14 protein-coding genes are annotated in these 15,011 nt (G+C 69.3%); 7 read left to right on the top strand and 7 right to left on the bottom strand.

Going from position 1 to position 15,011, the window contains the following annotated elements; translation table 11 throughout:
* The first annotated feature begins 11 nt into the window (after nucleotides 1–11).
* The gene (locus AAHM41_RS16250; RefSeq protein ID WP_342237603.1) at nucleotides 12–344 is read left to right on the top strand and encodes a DUF4180 domain-containing protein; all 333 of its coding nucleotides are present in this window, start codon (nucleotides 12–14) and stop codon (nucleotides 342–344) included.
* A 131-nt stretch (nucleotides 345–475) separates the two neighbouring features.
* Nucleotides 476–1,261 (top strand): toll/interleukin-1 receptor domain-containing protein, encoded by a 786-nt coding sequence (locus tag AAHM41_RS16255; RefSeq protein WP_342237604.1) that lies wholly within the window; start codon nucleotides 476–478, stop codon nucleotides 1,259–1,261.
* A 92-nt stretch (nucleotides 1,262–1,353) separates the two neighbouring features.
* Here AAHM41_RS16255 and AAHM41_RS16260 read toward each other — a convergent pair whose 3' ends face one another.
* The 6 genes from AAHM41_RS16260 to AAHM41_RS16285 all read right to left on the bottom strand — a co-directional run bounded on the left by AAHM41_RS16260 (nucleotide 1,354) and on the right by AAHM41_RS16285 (nucleotide 7,065).
* Nucleotides 1,354–2,172: an isocitrate lyase/PEP mutase family protein gene (locus AAHM41_RS16260; protein ID WP_342237605.1), complete on the bottom strand. Its 819-nt coding sequence runs from the start codon at nucleotides 2,170–2,172 to the stop codon at nucleotides 1,354–1,356.
* A 26-nt stretch (nucleotides 2,173–2,198) separates the two neighbouring features.
* Entirely contained in the window at nucleotides 2,199–2,732 is a 534-nt protein-coding gene (locus AAHM41_RS16265) for a methylated-DNA--[protein]-cysteine S-methyltransferase (RefSeq protein ID WP_342237606.1), read from the bottom strand.
* Nucleotides 2,725–4,239 carry an AlkA N-terminal domain-containing protein gene (locus tag AAHM41_RS16270; protein ID WP_342237607.1) on the bottom strand — a complete coding sequence of 505 codons (1,515 nt, stop codon included), beginning with the start codon at nucleotides 4,237–4,239 and terminating at the stop codon, nucleotides 2,725–2,727. The genes AAHM41_RS16265 and AAHM41_RS16270 overlap by 8 nt, the downstream gene beginning before the upstream one ends.
* A 98-nt stretch (nucleotides 4,240–4,337) precedes the next feature.
* Nucleotides 4,338–5,354, bottom strand: a complete 1,017-nt coding sequence (locus AAHM41_RS16275) for an ABC transporter substrate-binding protein (RefSeq protein ID WP_342237608.1) — start codon at nucleotides 5,352–5,354, stop codon at nucleotides 4,338–4,340.
* A 54-nt stretch (nucleotides 5,355–5,408) separates the two neighbouring features.
* A complete protein-coding gene (locus tag AAHM41_RS16280) occupies nucleotides 5,409–6,278 on the bottom strand; it encodes an ABC transporter permease (RefSeq protein ID WP_342237609.1) in 870 nt (289 codons plus the stop codon).
* Nucleotides 6,279–6,288: 10 nt separating this feature from the next.
* Nucleotides 6,289–7,065 (bottom strand): ABC transporter ATP-binding protein, encoded by a 777-nt coding sequence (locus tag AAHM41_RS16285; RefSeq protein WP_342237610.1) that lies wholly within the window; start codon nucleotides 7,063–7,065, stop codon nucleotides 6,289–6,291.
* Nucleotides 7,066–7,172: 107 nt separating this feature from the next.
* Here AAHM41_RS16285 and AAHM41_RS16290 point away from each other — a divergent pair, with 107 nt between their 5' ends.
* Together AAHM41_RS16290 and AAHM41_RS16295 are read left to right on the top strand one after the other, a co-directional pair.
* Entirely contained in the window at nucleotides 7,173–7,838 is a 666-nt protein-coding gene (locus AAHM41_RS16290) for a response regulator transcription factor (protein ID WP_342237611.1), read from the top strand.
* Nucleotides 7,825–9,192, top strand: coding sequence for a sensor histidine kinase (locus AAHM41_RS16295; RefSeq protein WP_342237612.1), 1,368 nt, complete (start codon nucleotides 7,825–7,827; stop codon nucleotides 9,190–9,192). Before AAHM41_RS16290 ends, AAHM41_RS16295 begins: the two co-directional genes overlap by 14 nt.
* A gap of 4 nt (nucleotides 9,193–9,196) precedes the next feature.
* Here AAHM41_RS16295 and AAHM41_RS16300 read toward each other — a convergent pair whose 3' ends face one another.
* Nucleotides 9,197–10,123, bottom strand: coding sequence for a LysR substrate-binding domain-containing protein (locus AAHM41_RS16300; RefSeq protein WP_342237613.1), 927 nt, complete (start codon nucleotides 10,121–10,123; stop codon nucleotides 9,197–9,199).
* A gap of 92 nt (nucleotides 10,124–10,215) precedes the next feature.
* Here AAHM41_RS16300 and AAHM41_RS16305 point away from each other — a divergent pair, with 92 nt between their 5' ends.
* Genes AAHM41_RS16305 through AAHM41_RS16315 form a run of 3 tightly spaced genes read left to right on the top strand, consistent with a single transcriptional unit; the run spans nucleotide 10,216 to nucleotide 14,896 of the window.
* The gene (locus AAHM41_RS16305) at nucleotides 10,216–12,255 is read left to right on the top strand and encodes an NADH:flavin oxidoreductase (protein WP_342237614.1); all 2,040 of its coding nucleotides are present in this window, start codon (nucleotides 10,216–10,218) and stop codon (nucleotides 12,253–12,255) included.
* Nucleotides 12,255–13,202 (top strand): ornithine cyclodeaminase family protein, encoded by a 948-nt coding sequence (locus tag AAHM41_RS16310; RefSeq protein ID WP_342237615.1) that lies wholly within the window; start codon nucleotides 12,255–12,257, stop codon nucleotides 13,200–13,202. Before AAHM41_RS16305 ends, AAHM41_RS16310 begins: the two co-directional genes overlap by 1 nt.
* Nucleotides 13,203–13,222: 20 nt before the next feature.
* Nucleotides 13,223–14,896, top strand: a complete 1,674-nt coding sequence (locus AAHM41_RS16315; RefSeq protein ID WP_342237616.1) for an ABC transporter substrate-binding protein — start codon at nucleotides 13,223–13,225, stop codon at nucleotides 14,894–14,896.
* Nucleotides 14,897–15,011: the final 115 nt, after the last annotated feature.

Consider the following 15,011-nt stretch of genomic DNA (forward strand, 5'->3'; position numbering starts at 1 on the left):
CCGGCGAGGCGATGTTCGCCGGGGCCTCGGTGATCGCCCTGCCCGTCTCGCGGCTGGGAGCCGCGTTCTTCCAGCTCCGCACCGGCCTGGCCGGGGAGATCGCGCAGAAGGCGGTCGACTACCGGCTGAAGCTGGCCGTCATCGGCGACATCTCGCGGCATCTCGCCGCCAGCAGCGCCCTGCGCGACTGGGTGCGGGAGGCCAATCGCGGCCGCGAGATCTGGTTCGAGCCCAGCCTGGGCAGCCTGGCGGCGCGGCTCGACGGCCGCGCCGGAGGCTTACCACCAGGTCCCAGCCAGACCACGTCAACGTGTCGCCGACGACCTGTTCTCCCGCCTAGCTAGTTTCTACAAGCTTAGTGAATTCTCGCCGCATCTGACATGGGCTATGATGCGTCAGTACGATAACCACACCCAGTTTGCGCGTCAGGATAGTCCGAATCATTTATTTGATCGAAGCGATAAGGGAGACAATGATGAACTCGGCACCCAAATTGTGGTTAACATACGCTTGGAGGGATAATGAGGAGCAGGACGTAGATTTTGTGATCTCCGAACTGAGGGGCACAGGATTAGAAGTTCACTTTGATCGTGCTCAACTCATAGTTGGGAAACGGCTTTGGCAGCAGGTTGACGCGGCAATAAAGGATCCTTCTGTTTCCGCATGGGCAATGTTTGTGACTGAGAACAGTTTGCGGAGTGAGCCATGTCTAGAAGAAATCGCGTACGCCCTAGATCGAGCACTACGTGAAAAGGGCAGCAATTTCCCTTTAATTGGCATCTTCCCCGCTCCAGTCGATCGGGAGATTCTTCCATCTGCTCTAGCAACCAGGCTGTATGTCAATCTTCGAGATCCAAGTTGGAAGAAGCAGATTCACGATGGGGTAGTTGGCAAAAACACATTCAATGTGCAAGCACCGACTCCATTCGGTCACAAATGGCATACCGAGCTCACACTGGAAGTGTGGCCACGGGCGGGCACATGGGCCCCTTTCGCCGCGATGGTTCCCGAGGAGGAGCATGATAATTTTGGAACAATCTTCGTGTCATCAAGAAATTATTTTCCAAAATCCATGATGACTATGGGTCTTTTTGAGCAACGCAGACATGATACCACTGCTGGACTCATGTCGCTTAAGCATTTGCAGCAACCTGTTGACTCGATTAATTCAGGATTTATTTGCTTCAAAAATAGACGCCCAAGAGTGGTTTGCTTCGGTCCGCTCAATGGTGAACTTTACTGTATGGACACGAGCGCCTGAAAGAATAATCAGTAGGATCGTACGTAGCGGGAGGTGGTGTTTCACAGACGAAGAAGGGCGGCTGAGTTGCCCCGGCCGCCCTGGGGGCCGACCTACCGCTCCGTCATCAGCGCGTTGATCTCCGGATAGGGCATGGCGCCCGAGACCAGCGGGCCGGAGACGCCGTCCTGCAGGAAGGACCGAGCCAGCTCCGCGGTCCGCGCGAACACCGTCTGGCTGATGCCGGAGCCGGCGCTGAGGCGGCGGACGCCGAGGGCGGCGAGCGCCGCCGCCCCCAGCAGGCCGGGCCGGGACATCACGTTCAGCGGCAGCGGCGCGTCGGCGGCGATCGCCTTGATCTCGTCCGGCTTGGTGACGCCCGGCACGAAGATGCCGTCGGCGCCGGCGGCGCGGTAGCGCTCGGCCCGGGCCAGCACCTCGGCCACCTTGCCGCCCTCCGGCGCCAGGCCGCGCAGATAGACGTCGGTGCGGGCGTTGACGAACACGTCCTGGCCGCCGCGGGCGGCGGCGCGCTTGATCGCCTCGATCTTGGCGCAGAGCAGGTCGGGTGTCCCTGCCCCGTCCTCGAGGTTGATGCCGGCGGCGCCGGCGCCGATCAGCCGGGCGATCGACTCGCCCACCGCGGCCGGGTCGTCGCTGTAGCCGCCCTCGGCGTCGACGGTCAGCGGCACCCGGATGATGCGGGCGATGTCGGCGGTGGTGGCGACCAGCAGGTCGAGCGGCAGCGCGTCGCCGTCCGGATAGCCATGCGCCCAGGCGACGCCGGCGCTGGTGGTGGCGATGGCCTTGGCGCCCAGGCTCTCGATCAGCCGGGCGCTGCCGGCGTCCCAGGCATTGGCGAGCAGCAGGATGCCGTCCTGGTGCAGGCGGCGGAACTGCTGCAGGGCATCGGCCTGACGGGTGGCGGTCATGTGCGGTTCTCTCCCAGGGTTTTGGTTCAGATGGCCAGGGACAGCTGGGGGCTGCCTGCGCCTTCATGGTTCAGCAGCCAGTGCTTGCGGTCGAGGCCGCCGCCGAAGCCGACCAGCGAGCCGTCGGCGCCGATCACGCGATGGCAGGGCACGACGATCGGGATCGGGTTGGAGTTGTTGGCGAGGCCGACGGCGCGCATGGCGCCGGGCTGGCCGATCCGCCGCGCGATCTCGCCATAGGACACGGTGGTGCCGCAGGCGATGCCGCGCAGCGCCGCCCACACCGACCGCTGGAACGGCGTGCCGCCGGCCTCGACCGGCAACGTGTCGATCGCGGCGAGGTCCCCGGCGAAATACGCCTCCAGGGCCGCGGTCAGGCCGGCGGGGTTACGCTGCGGCAGCAGGGTGAAGTCTTCGTCGCCGAGGCTGCGGGCCAGCCGGTCGCGCAACCGCTCCTCCTCGCACCAGTCGATGGCGCGCAGCCGGCCGGAATCGTCGGCCACGATCAGCAGCTCGCCGAGCGGGCTCGGCATGCGGTCGAACACCAGGGCCTCAGCCATGCTTCGCCCCCGACATCCGCTGCATCGGAACAGCATCCGCGGCCCAGAGATGCTGGGCGGCATAGGCGCGCCAGGGCCGCCAGGGCTCGGCCCGCTGCAGCAGGTCGGCCGGGGTCGGCCGCACCCCGGCGCCGTCGGCGGCGCCGCGCAGCAGGCCGATGTCGCTGGCCGGGAAGGCGTCGGGCTCGCGCAGGGCGCGCAGGGCGATGTACTGCGCCGTCCAGTCGCCGATGCCCCGGATCCGGCGCAGCCGGGCGATGGCCTCCTCCACCGTGCCGAAGGGGCGGAACAGATGCGGGTCGGCGATCGCGGCCTCGGCCAGCGCGGTCAGCGTCGCCCGGCGCGACCCGGGCATGCCGAGCGCGCCGAGATCGGCGGCGGCCACACGCTGCGGTGACGGGAAGGCGCGGGACAAGGCTGGGTTAAGCCGCGCCGCTGCCGGCACCTCGGCGCCGCAGATCGATACAAGGCGGCCGGCCAGCTGCCGCGCCGCGACCACGGTGACCTGCTGGCCGAGCACGGCACGTACTGCCAGCTCGAACCCGTCCCAGCCGCCGGGGGCACGCAGGCCGGGCCGCTGCGCCACCAGCGGCGCCAGGAACGGGTCCTGCGACAGATGGGCGCCGATCGCCTCGATGTCGGCGCCGACGTCGAACACCCGCCGCACCCGGGCCAGGATGCCCGGCAGGGCGCGCACCGAGGGGAAGCGCACCAGCACCCTCAGGTTGTCGCGCGCCGGCTCGTGCCGGATCTCGACGGTGCCGATCTCCTCGCCCTCGGCGACGCTGCGCCGGTAGACCTCGCCCTCGACCTGCTCCACGCCGTCGATGGCGCGGGCCTGCAGATAGGCCAGCATCGCCGGCCAGTCATAGGGCGGGCGGTAGCGCAGCCGCAGCGTCACGCCGCCCGCGGCGACCGAATCGACCGGCAGCCCGGCCCAGGCCCGGCGGCGCAGCGCGCTGGGCGGGCGGCGGAACAGGTCCTGAAAGGTCTCGTTGAAGCGGCGGACGCTGCCGAAGCCGGCGGCCAGCGCCACCTCGGCCATCGGCATCCGCGTCTCCTGGATCAGCTGCTTGGCGAACAGCACGCGCCGGGTCTGGGCCACGGCGACCGGCGTGGCGCCGAGATGCTGCTTGAACAGGCGGCGCAGCTGGCGGCCGCCGACACCGAGCCGCTCGGCCAGCGCCTCGACCCCGGCCTCGCCACCATCCAGCGCGCCGTCGGCGATCAGCGCCAGGCCGCGCGACACGGTGTTGGAGGTGCCGCGCCAGGAGGCGAGGTCCGGCGCCGTCTCCGGCCGGCAGCGCAGGCAGGGCCGGAATCCGGCCTCCTGCGCCGCGGCGGCGGAGGCGTAGAACCGACAGTTCTCGAACTTCGCCGTGCGGGCCGGGCATACCGGCCGGCAGTAGATGCCGGTGGAGGTCACGCCGACGAAGATGCGCCCGTCGAACCGCGGGTCGCGGGTCACCAGGGCGCGGTAGCAGGCTTCGGGATCGAGCGATTCCATGGCCCGACGATGTCACGTCCGAAGCGATCGCGCTCGCGGTTTTCGGACATGGTTGGCGGGGCCCGACCTCCCGAGGCCGGGCCCCGCCGGATGACCGGTCAGCTCCCCGCCCGGCTCGCCAGCTGCGGGATGAACAGCTCGGTCCAGCTCTCCGGCTTCGCCTTGATGGTGCCGGCCAGATGCATGAAATTGGCGAAATCCATCACCTTGGTCGGGGTGATGGAGAAGCGGGTGTCAGGGTCGTTCAGGATCTCCAGCACCTCTTCCGGCGAGATCTTGACCGCCGAGCTGCGGGCGAAGATCTCCGCCGTCTCCTGCTTGTGCGCGGCGATGAAGGCGTTGGCCTCGTCGAGCGCGGCCAGGAAGGCCTCGACTGTCTTCGGGTTGGCGTCGACGAAGCGCTTCGGGGCGAAGACCACGTCGAGGGTGATGTTGCCGATCACGTCGACCGAATTCGCGACCCGGTGGATGTTGGGGTTCTTCACCTCGAGATAGGAGAAGGGCGGCGAGGTGAAATGCGCCCGCACCTCGGTCTGGCCCGAGGTCAGCGCCGCCAGCGCGTCCGGATGCGGCAGGCTGACCGTCATCGGGTCGAGCTTGGCGAAGTTCTCACGGCCGAACTGCTTGGCCACCATCATCTGCAGCACCACGGCCGACAGCGAGGTCTTGATCCCCGGCAGGGCGATCTTGTCCTCGGCCGTGATGTCGGCCAGCGACTTGATCTCCGGCTTGTTGCTGTTGAGCCAGAGCGAGGTCGAGCTGAGCCCGCTGATGCCGGTGACCTCGACATTCGGGATGCCCTTGGCCTTGGCCCAGAGGGTGATGAAGCCCGGCGCGCCGGTGCCGGCGAAGTCGAGCGTGCCGGCCATCATCGCGTCGTTGATGACGTTGCCGCCGTCGAGCATCACCCATTTCACCGCGACATCGCCGAGCCCGGCGGCCGCGGCCTGCTTCTCGAACAGCTTCTGGTCCTGCATCACGATCAGCGGCAGGTACAGGATGCCGTAGCCCTTGGAGACCCGGATCTCGCTGACCTCGGCCTGCGCCGAACTGCCGAGGCCGAGCCCGATCGCCGCTGCGACGGCCGCCGCGGCCAGACGCTTCATCACTCCCATGGTGTCCTCCCTGTATCCGAGCCGGCCGATCCGGCCCGTTCTTGCACAAAGGCTTTAGTGCTGCATGCCCCAGCGGCGGATCGTCCGTTTCTCGACCGTGGCGAAGACCACGTTCTCGACGAACAGGCCGATGAGGATGACGGTGAAGAGGCCGGCGAAGACGTTCGCGGTCTCCAGCTGGTTGCGGTTCTCGTAGATGAACCAGCCGAGGCCGCCGGAGCCGGAGGAGACGCCGAACACCAGCTCGGCCGCGATCAGGGTGCGCCAGGCGAAGGCCCAGCCGACCTTGAGGCCGGTCAGGATCGACGGGAACGCCGCCGGGATCAGGATGTGCCGCACCAGCGACAGCCGCCGCAGCCCGTAGTTCAGCCCGACCATGCGCAGCGTGTTGGACACGGCGCGAAAGCCGGAATGGGTGTTCAGCGCGATCGCCCACAGCACCGAATGGACCAGGACGAAGATCACGCTGCCCTGCCCCAGCCCGAACCAGATCAGCGCAAGCGGCAAGAGCGCGATCGCCGGCAGCGGGTTGAACATCGAGGTCAGGGTTTCCAGCAGGTCGGCGCCGATGCGCGAGCCGATCGCGACCGTGGTCAGCACCGCGGCCAGCGCGATGCCGATGGCGTAGCCGATCACCAGCGTCTGCAGCGACGCCACCGCCCGGGCCGGCAGCACGCCGTTGCCGATGTTGTCGAGGAAGGCGGTGAAGGTCTCGGTGAAGGACGGGAACAGCAGCGGGTTGCCGAGCCAGCGGCCGTAGCCCTCCCACAGCAGGGCCAGGACCAGCAGAATCAGCGTCTTGCGCACGAAGCCCAACCGGTAGATCCGCTCGATCGGCGAGATCGCCTTCTCGACCGGCGGGATGTCGGTCTTCGGCGTTTCACGCAGGATCTCGGGGCGGAAAGCGAGTGTCGTATCGGTCATGGCCGGTGCCTCAATGGACGAACAGCATGTCGTTGATGCGCTCCTCGAGCGCACCCTGGGCGGCGGTGCCCCAGGCCTCGCGGCCGATGCTGTTCAGCTCAGCCTTCACCTGCCCCGGATGCGGCGACAGCAGCAGGATGCGGTTGCCGATGCGGATCGCCTCCTCGATCGAGTGGGTGACGAAGAGCACGGTGAAGCGCGTGTCCTCCCACAGCTGCAGCAGCTCGTCCTGCATGCGCCGGCGGGTCAGGGCGTCGAGGGCGGCGAAGGGCTCGTCCATCAGCAGCACGTCCGGCTCCATCGCCATGCCGCGGGCGATGGCGACGCGCTGCTTCATGCCGCCCGACAGCATATGCGGGTGGCTGTCGGCGAATTTGGCGAGGCCGACCTTCTCGATGTAATGGGCGGCGCGGTCGCGCGCCTCCGCCGGCCCCAGGCGGCGGCTGGCGATCAGGGCGAAGGCGACGTTCTCGCGCACCGTCTTCCAAGGCAGCAGCTGGTCGAACTCCTGGAACACCATCATCCGGTCGGGGCCGGGCTCGGAGACCTCGCGGCCCTTCAGCCGGATCTCGCCCTCGGTCGGTGCGATGTAGCCGCCGATCGCCTTCAACAGGGTCGACTTCCCGCAGCCGGAGGGGCCGAGCAGGATGAAGCGGTCGGAGGGGTGGACGTCGAAATCGACGCGATGGGTCGCGGTGACGACAGCCTGGTCGGTCTTGTACTGCAGCGTGACCTGGCGGACGGAGAGCAGGGCAGCGTCTGCTGGCGGCGGCGGCGCGATGGCCATATATCCTCCCTGGGCGTCTTGCGGCACCGCGATCGGCGGTCCGTGGCCACGAGTGTTCCGCATCAAGCTGACGCCAGCCTGACTCGGAGCGGAAACAGGGAGAGGACGTGCGCATCCTGGTGGTCGAGGACACGGCCGATATCGGCGAGGCGATCGTCGCCCGGCTCGAGCGCATGGGCCATGCGGTCGACTGGGAGCGCGACGGCGACGCGGCCGGGGACATGCTCGGGGTGCAGGATTACGACCTGCTGGTGCTCGACATCATGCTGCCCGGCCGCGACGGCATCGCGCTGCTGAAGGAGCTGCGGGCGCGGCGCCGGTCGACCCCGGTGCTGGTGCTGACTGCCCGCTCCGGCGTCGAGGACCGGGTCGGGGCGCTCGACCTCGGGGCCGACGACTATCTGGTCAAGCCCTTCGACTATCGCGAGCTGGAGGCACGGGCCCGGGCCCTGCTGCGCCGCCGGACCGGCGACAGCAGCAATGTGCTGACCTGCGGCGACGTCACCATCGACCGGGCGGCGCGGCTCGCAGCGGTCCAGGGCCGGCCGCTGGACCTGACCCGGCGCGAGCTGACGGTGCTGGAGATCCTGGCCACCCGGCCCGGCCGCATCGTCTCCAAGGACGACCTGCTGGACCAGATCTACAGCTTCGACCAGGAGCCGAGCCCGAACGCGGTGGAGCAATACGTGACCCGGATCCGGCGCAAGCTGGCGGGATCCTCGGTCGAGATCCGGACCCTGCGCGGCCTCGGGTACCAGCTTGTCGTCGGCTGACCGCATCCGCAGCTCGCTCTACGCCCGCATCCTCGCGTTCATCGCGGTGGTGGTCTGCCTGGGCACGGCCGCGGTGATCGCCGCCGCGGCGCATTACGCCCGGCTGGCCGCCGGCGAGGCCTATGACCGGCTGCTGGTCGGCGGCGCGGTGCAGGTGGCCGAGAACGTGTTCATGCAGGGCGGAGTGCTGGCGCTGGACCCGCCGGTCGCCGCCTTCGCCTCCCTCTCCGCCTACGACCTCGTCTACTACAAGGTGGTCGATCCCCGCGGCGTGGTGGTGGCCGGCTATCCGGACCTGGCGCTCGACCCGGCCACGGCGCAGCAGGCCCGCCATGGCGTGGTGATCGAGGACGGCAGCTTCCAGGGCGAAGCGGTCCGGGTGGCGGTGCTGGGCCGCAAGATGGACGAGTCCGACGGTGGCTGGGCGACGGTGGTGCTGGCCCAGACCACCCGCGCGCGAGACGCTTTGGCCCGTTCGCTCACCCGCCAGGCGGTGCTGATCGTCCTGGCCATGGGGGTGCTGACGATGGTGGCCGGCGCGGTCGCGGTGCGCTGGGCCCTGGCGCCGCTGATCCGGATCGAGAAGGCGCTGGCCGACCGGGCGCCGGACGACCTGAAGCCGCTCGACCTCGCCACGCCCACCGAGATCCGGACGCTGGTGTCCTCGATCAACCTGTTCATGGGACGGCTGGCCGACCGCATCGCGCTGATGCAGCGCTTCATCGCCGACGCCGCGCATCAGATCCGCACCCCGCTGGCGGCCCTCGGCGCCCAGGTCGAGCTGCTGGGGCACGAAAAGTCGGCCAGCCGGCGCCAGCAGCAGATGGAGCGGGTGCGGCAGCGCACGGCGGAACTGGGGCGGCTGACCAACCAGCTGCTGAACCACGCCATGGTGATCCACCGGACCGAGATCGGCGCCTTCGTTCCGGTCGAGCTGGTCGAGCTGGCCCGCACCGTGCTGGCCGCCGTGGTGCCGCTGTCCTTCGACCGCGATGTGCGCATCGCCTTCGAGGCGCCGGACGAGGTCGTGGTGATCGAGGGCGATGCGGTCAGCCTGCGCGAGGCGCTGTCCAACATCATCCACAACGCACTGGTCCACGGCGCCGAGACACGGCTGTCGGTCCGTGTCGGGGGCGGGCCGGACGGCGCCTGGATCGAGGTGAACGACGACGGCCCGGGCATCCCCGAGGCCGACCGGGCGCGGGCGTTGGAGCCGTTCCATTCCGGCTCGGGCGCCGGCACCGGGCTCGGCCTCGCCATCGCCGCCGAGGTGATGAAGGCCCATCGCGGCCGCATCGAATTCCGTCGCGACCCGACGGAAGGCTTCTCCGTGGTGCTGCGCTTCGGGGCGTGAGGCCTCACCAGCCCTTCATCGCCGCGGCCTGGGCGGCCAGCCAGTCGCAGAACAGCGATAGCGGCTTGCGCAGCGCGGCGCCGCGCATGGTGACGATGTAGAAGCGCCGGCCGGTGTCGAGGTGCCGGGGGAAAGCGTCGGCCAGGCGGCCGGTCCGGATCAAGTCGTCGATGATCGGCCGCCAGCCCAGCGTCACCCCCTGCCCGTCCATCGCCGCCTGCAGCGCGACCGTATGGTCGGTGACCCGCAGCGACCGGGCCGGCCCCGGCGCCGACAGGCCGAGGGCGGCGAACCATTCGCCCCAGGTGGCGCGGCGGCGCAGCGCGTCCTCGTAATGGATCAACTGGCAGCGGTGCAGGTCGGCGGCGTCGCGCAGCGGGCCATGCGCCGCCAGATAGGCCGGGCTGGCCACGGCGTGCACATGCTCCTCCCACAGCGGGATGGTGTCGTGGTCCGGCCATTTGCCGTCGCCGAGCCGGATCACCACGTCGATCCCGTCGGAGCCCGGATCGGCGTCGCGGTCGATGGTCTGGATGCGCAGCGGGATGGCGGGAAAGGCGGTGCGGAAGGCGGCGAAGCGCGGCAGCAGCCAATGCGCGGCCATCGAGGTCGAGACCCCGATCACGATCTCGCGCTGCGCCGCCGCCATGGACCGGCCGGTGATGTCGTCGACCGCCTGGGCGATGGCGGACAGGCTGGTGGCGACCGCGGCGTAGAGCCGCTCGCCCTCCGGCGACAGCTCCAGCCGGCGATGGTGGCGGATGAACAGGTCGAGCCCGAGCGAGGCCTCGAGCTGGCGGATGCCGTGGCTGACCGCCGACTGGGTGATCGCCAGGTCCTCCGCCGCCCTGGAGAAGCTGAGCCGCCGGGCCGACGCCTCGAACACCGCCAGGGCGTTGAGCGAGGGCAGGCTGCCGCGGAGGGTTTGCATCGACTGGGCTCATGCCGGCGTGAAGGAATTTCGGTTTACCATCCGCCGGCAGGCCGGGAGAGTGAAACCGTCACAACGATCCGCCAACGGACATGTCGAACGCCGATCCCCTGCTGCAGCCGTACCGGCTGCGCCACCTGACCCTGCGCAACCGCTTCATGTCGACCGCGCATGAGCCGGCCTATACCGAGGACGGCCTGCCGAAGGAGCGGTACCGCCTGTACCATGCCGAGAAGGCGAAGGGCGGCATCGCCCTGACCATGATCGGCGGCTCCTCCGTGGTGGCGCCGGACAGCCCGCAGGCCTTCGGCAACATCCTGCTGTACAAGGACGAGGTGGTGCGCTGGCTGAAGGAGCTGGCGGACGACGTGCACTCCCACGGCGCCGCCGTGATGATCCAGGTCACCCATCTCGGCCGCCGCACCAGCTGGTCGAAGGAGGACTGGCTGCCGGTCGTCGCCCCCTCCCCGGTGCGCGAGCCGGCGCACCGCGCCTTCCCCAAGGCGATGGAGGACTGGGACATCGAGCGCATCGTCGCCGCCTATGCCGACGGTGCCGAGCGGGTGCAGGCCGGCGGCCTCGACGGGCTGGAGCTCGAATGCTACGGCCACCTGATCGACCAGTTCTGGTCGCCGGCCACCAACCGGCGTGACGACGAGTATGGCGGCGACCTGGACAACCGGCTGCGCTTCGCCTTTCAGGTGCTGCGCGCGATCCGCGACCGGGTCGGGCCGGACTTCATCGTCGGCACCCGCATGGTCTGCGACGAGGATTGGGAGCGCGGCCTGTCCAAGGCCGAGGGGCTGGAGATCGCGCGGCGGCTCGTCGCCTCCGGCCTGATCGACTTCGTCAACGTCATCAAGGGGCATATCGACACCGACGAGGCGCTGTCGCATGTCATCCCGGGCATGGGCGCCCGCTCCGCCCCCCATCTCGATTTCGCCGGCGAGGTGCGGGCGGTGGCGAAGGTGCCGACCTTCCACGCCGCCCGGATCCAGGACGTCGCCACCGCCCGCCACGCGATCGAGAGCGGCAAGCTCGACATGGTCGGGATGACCCGGCCGCACATGGCCGACCCGCACATCGCCCGCAAGGTGATGGAGGGGCGCGAGGCCGAGATCCGCCCCTGCGTCGGCATGGGCTACTGCATCGACAGCATCTATGGCGGGCAAGCTGCCTGCATCCACAACGCCGCCACCGGGCGCGAGGCGACGATGCCGCATGTCGTCGCCCGCACCGCCGGGCCGCGGCGCAAGGTGGTGGTGGTCGGCGCCGGCCCGGCCGGGCTGGAGGCGGCCCGCGTCGCCGGCGAGCGCGGCCATGCCGTCACCCTGTTCGAGGCGGCGGACCAGCCGGGCGGCCAGATCCGCATCACCGCCGGCCTGCAGCGCCGGCGCGAGATCCTGGGCATCGTCGACTGGCGCATGGCGGAATGCGAGCGGCACGGCGTGGTCATGCGGTTCAACACCTATGCCGAGGTCGGGGACGTGCTGGCCGAGGAGCCGGATGTCGTGGTGGTGGCGACCGGCGGCCTGCCCAACACCAGCTTCCTCGATGCCGGCGAGGAGCTGGTCACCACCAGCTGGGACATCCTGTCCGGCGCCGCCAAGCCGGCCGAGACCGTGCTGCTGTACGACGACAACGGCGCCCATCCCGGCCTGACCGCGGCGGAGTTCATCGCCGGCGCCGGCAGCAGGCTGGAACTGGTGACGCCGGAGCGGACCCTGGCCCCGGATGTCGGCGGCACCAGCTACCCGGCCTATTTCCGCGCCTTCTCCGAGCACGGCGTCGAGGTCACGATCAACCTGCGGCTGGAGAGCGTGCGGCGCGACGGCAACCGACTGGTCGCCAGCTTCCTCGACGAATACGGGCATCGCCGGGTCGAGAAGCGGGCGGACCAGGTGGTGGTCGAGCACGGCACCCTGCCGCTGGACGAGCTGTATTTCGTGCTGAAGCCGCTGTCGTCGAATCTCGGCGCGGTGGACTACGAGGCGATGATCGCCAACCGGCCGCAGGCGGTGCGGCGCAACCCGGAGGGCCGCTTGGTGCTGTGGCGGATCGGCGACGCCGTTTCCTCGCGCAACATCCACGCCGCGGTCTATGACGCGCTGCGGCTGCTGAAGGACGTGTGATGGCGGCGATCCTCGCCATCGATGCCGATGCGCTGTCGGTCGACCCGATCTGGCTGGTCGAGCGGCTGCGCGACGGGCATCGGCAGGGGATCGGCGCGGTCGAGCGCCTGCTGCTGGAGGAACCACCCAACAGCCTGATGACCTGGACGGCCTGGCAGCCCGGTGCCGCGCTGGGCGCCAAGCTGGCCGCGGTGTTTCCCGGCAACGAAGCGCGTGGCGCCGGGCCGAACATCCGCTCCGTCGTCGTGCTGTTCGACGGGCAGGACGGCCGGCCGCAGGCGCTGATCACCGGCGAGAGCTTCACCCGCGCCAAGACCGCGGCCGATTCCGCCCTCGGCGCCGACCTGCTGGCCCGGCCGGATGCGGCGACGCTGGCGGTGCTGGGCGCCGGCGCGCAGGCGGAGACGCAGATCCGCTATCTCCTGGCTGTACGCCCATCGATCCGGCGCGTGGCGATCTGGAACCGCACGGCGGAGAAAGCTCAGAAGCTGGCGGCCGGCCTCTCCGTCCCCGGAATCGAGATCGAAGCCGTCGAGGATGCCGAGGCGGCGGTGCGCACGGCCGACATGGTCTCCTGCGTCACCGCGTCCCGCGAGCCGGTGCTGCGTGGCGCCTGGCTGAAGCCGGGGACGCATGTCGACCTGGTCGGGTCCTTCACGCCGGAGATGCGCGAGGCCGATGACGAGGCGATGCGCCGGGCCTGGCTGTTCGTCGACACGCGGCGCTTCGCCGTCGGCCATTGCGGCGAGTTCACCCAGGCGATCGCCGCCGGCGCCATCGTCGCGGCGGATGTCGTCGCCGAACTGGCGGAGCTGTGCGCCGGCGCTCCGGGCCGCCGCTCGGCCGAGGAGATCACCCTGTTCAAGAATGCCGGTGGCGGCCATCTCGACCTGATGGTGGCCCGCGCCTTCCACGACCTGGCCATCGACCAGGCCCAACAAGACTGAACCAAAACAGGGAGCTGAGCATGAGCAACGACGAGACGTCCGGCCGTCTGCATCCGGCCATTCCGCCGATGGCCGAGCAGCTCAAGGCCGGCCGGATCGGGCGGCGCGACTTCATCCGCACCGCGGCGCTGCTGGGCATGGCGGCGCCGGCCGCCTATGCCCTGGCCGGGCGGATCACCGGCGAGGCCGCGATCCCGCAGGCCATGGCGCAGGACACGCCGCGCAAGGGCGGGATCCTCCGCATCGGCATGCCGGTGATGGATTGCGCCGATCCGGCGATCTACGACTGGTCGGAGAAGGGCAATGTCGCGCGGCTGATCGTCGAGCCGCTGGTGTCGATCGGCACCGACGACGTCGCCCGGCCCTGGCTGGCCGAGAAGTGGGAGGCCAATGACGACGTCAGCCAGTGGACCTTCCACCTGCGCAAGGGGGTGAAGTGGAACAATGGCGACGACTTCACCGCCGACGACGTGATCGCCACCTTCGCCCGCTGGCTCGACAGCAAGACCGGCTCCTCCAACCAGGGCCGGTTCAGCGGCCTGACGGTGAAGGAGGGTGACGCGGTCAAGATGGCGCCCGACGCGATCGAACGGGTCGACGACCACACCGTGCGCTTCCACCTGCAGAGCCCGATGCTGCAGTTCCCGGAGAGCCTGGGCGATTATCCGGCGCTGATCACCCATCGCGACTTCGCCAAATCCGGCGCCAACCTGATGAAGACCCCGGTCGGCACCGGCCCGTTCCGGCTGAAGGAGGTGGCGGTCGGGTCGCGCGCCGTGTTCGAGAAGCGGCCGGCGGCGGAGTATTGGGGCGAGGAGGTGTATCTCGACGGCGTCGAGTACATCGACCTCGGCAGCGACCCGGCCGCCTGGCTGGCGGCGCTGGGCTCCGGCCAGGTCGACCTGGTGAGCCAGGTGCCGGTCAACCTGCTGCCCGCGGTCCAGGGCATCCCGGGGCTGAAGCAGTACGAGAAGCTGACGGCGGAGACCGGCGTCGCCCGCTTCCGCCTCAGCGAGCCGCCCTTCGACAAGAAGGCGGTGCGCCGGGCGATCCAGGCCTGCGTCGACCATAAGCGCCTGACCGAGTTGGCCTATCAGGGCTTCGGCACGCCCGGCGAGGACTTCCACGTCTCGCCGATCCATCCGGAATACACGCCCTTGTCGCTGCCGGCGCCGGACATCGACAAGGCGAAGAAGCTGCTCGCGGAAGCCGGCTACCCGGACGGGCTGTCGATCGAGATCAACTGCCAGGACGCGCTGAAGCACGAGATCGACACCGCCCAGGTGCTGTCGGAGATGGTCAAGCCGGCGGGCATCGACCTGAAGGTCAACGTCCTGCCCGGCGCCACCTTCTGGGACCGCTGGACCAAATGGCCGTTCTCAGTGACCCAGTGGCTGACCCGGCCGCTGGCAGTGCAGGTGCTGGCGCTGGGCTATCGCAGCGGCGTCGCCTGGAACGAGACCGGTTATGCCAACCCGGAATTCGACAAGGTGCTCGACCAGGCCCAGGCGACGCTGGACCTCGAGAAGCGCAAGGTGCTGGTGCACCGGCTGGAAGAGATCATGCAGGAGGACGCGATCGCCATCATCCCGTTCTGGCTGAAGATCTTCACCGCCAGCACCGACAAGGTGCAGGGCTTCGAATACCACTTCGCCCGCGAGATGCACCTGAACACGGTGTGGCTGGCGGGTTGAGGGAGAGGTTTCGTGGGTTGGGTTCGCTCTTGCGAACCCAACAATGGCTCCAGCTGCACGATGTTGGGTTCGTTTCCACGAACCCCACCGACGTCGGTGCCGGTATCCCGCCCCT

It is taken from the genome of Inquilinus sp. OTU3971 (genome assembly GCF_038440215.1).

Excerpts from the sequence above, each read along its gene's own strand:
- AAHM41_RS16280 (WP_342237609.1), bottom strand. The coding sequence starts at position 6,278 with ATGACCGATACGACACTCGCTTTCCGCCCCGAGATCCTGCGTGAAACG.
- AAHM41_RS16300 (WP_342237613.1), bottom strand. The coding sequence starts at position 10,123 with ATGCAAACCCTCCGCGGCAGCCTGCCCTCGCTCAACGCCCTGGCGGTG.
- AAHM41_RS16250 (WP_342237603.1), top strand. The coding sequence starts at position 12 with ATGTTCGCCGGGGCCTCGGTGATCGCCCTGCCCGTCTCGCGGCTGGGA.
- AAHM41_RS16270 (WP_342237607.1), bottom strand. The coding sequence starts at position 4,239 with ATGGAATCGCTCGATCCCGAAGCCTGCTACCGCGCCCTGGTGACCCGC.
- AAHM41_RS16260 (WP_342237605.1), bottom strand. The coding sequence starts at position 2,172 with ATGACCGCCACCCGTCAGGCCGATGCCCTGCAGCAGTTCCGCCGCCTG.
- AAHM41_RS16255 (WP_342237604.1), top strand. The coding sequence starts at position 476 with ATGAACTCGGCACCCAAATTGTGGTTAACATACGCTTGGAGGGATAAT.
- AAHM41_RS16265 (WP_342237606.1), bottom strand. The coding sequence starts at position 2,732 with ATGGCTGAGGCCCTGGTGTTCGACCGCATGCCGAGCCCGCTCGGCGAG.
- AAHM41_RS16315 (WP_342237616.1), top strand. The coding sequence starts at position 13,223 with ATGAGCAACGACGAGACGTCCGGCCGTCTGCATCCGGCCATTCCGCCG.
- AAHM41_RS16285 (WP_342237610.1), bottom strand. The coding sequence starts at position 7,065 with ATGGCCATCGCGCCGCCGCCGCCAGCAGACGCTGCCCTGCTCTCCGTC.
- AAHM41_RS16310 (WP_342237615.1), top strand. The coding sequence starts at position 12,255 with ATGGCGGCGATCCTCGCCATCGATGCCGATGCGCTGTCGGTCGACCCG.
- AAHM41_RS16305 (WP_342237614.1), top strand. The coding sequence starts at position 10,216 with ATGTCGAACGCCGATCCCCTGCTGCAGCCGTACCGGCTGCGCCACCTG.
- AAHM41_RS16275 (WP_342237608.1), bottom strand. The coding sequence starts at position 5,354 with ATGGGAGTGATGAAGCGTCTGGCCGCGGCGGCCGTCGCAGCGGCGATC.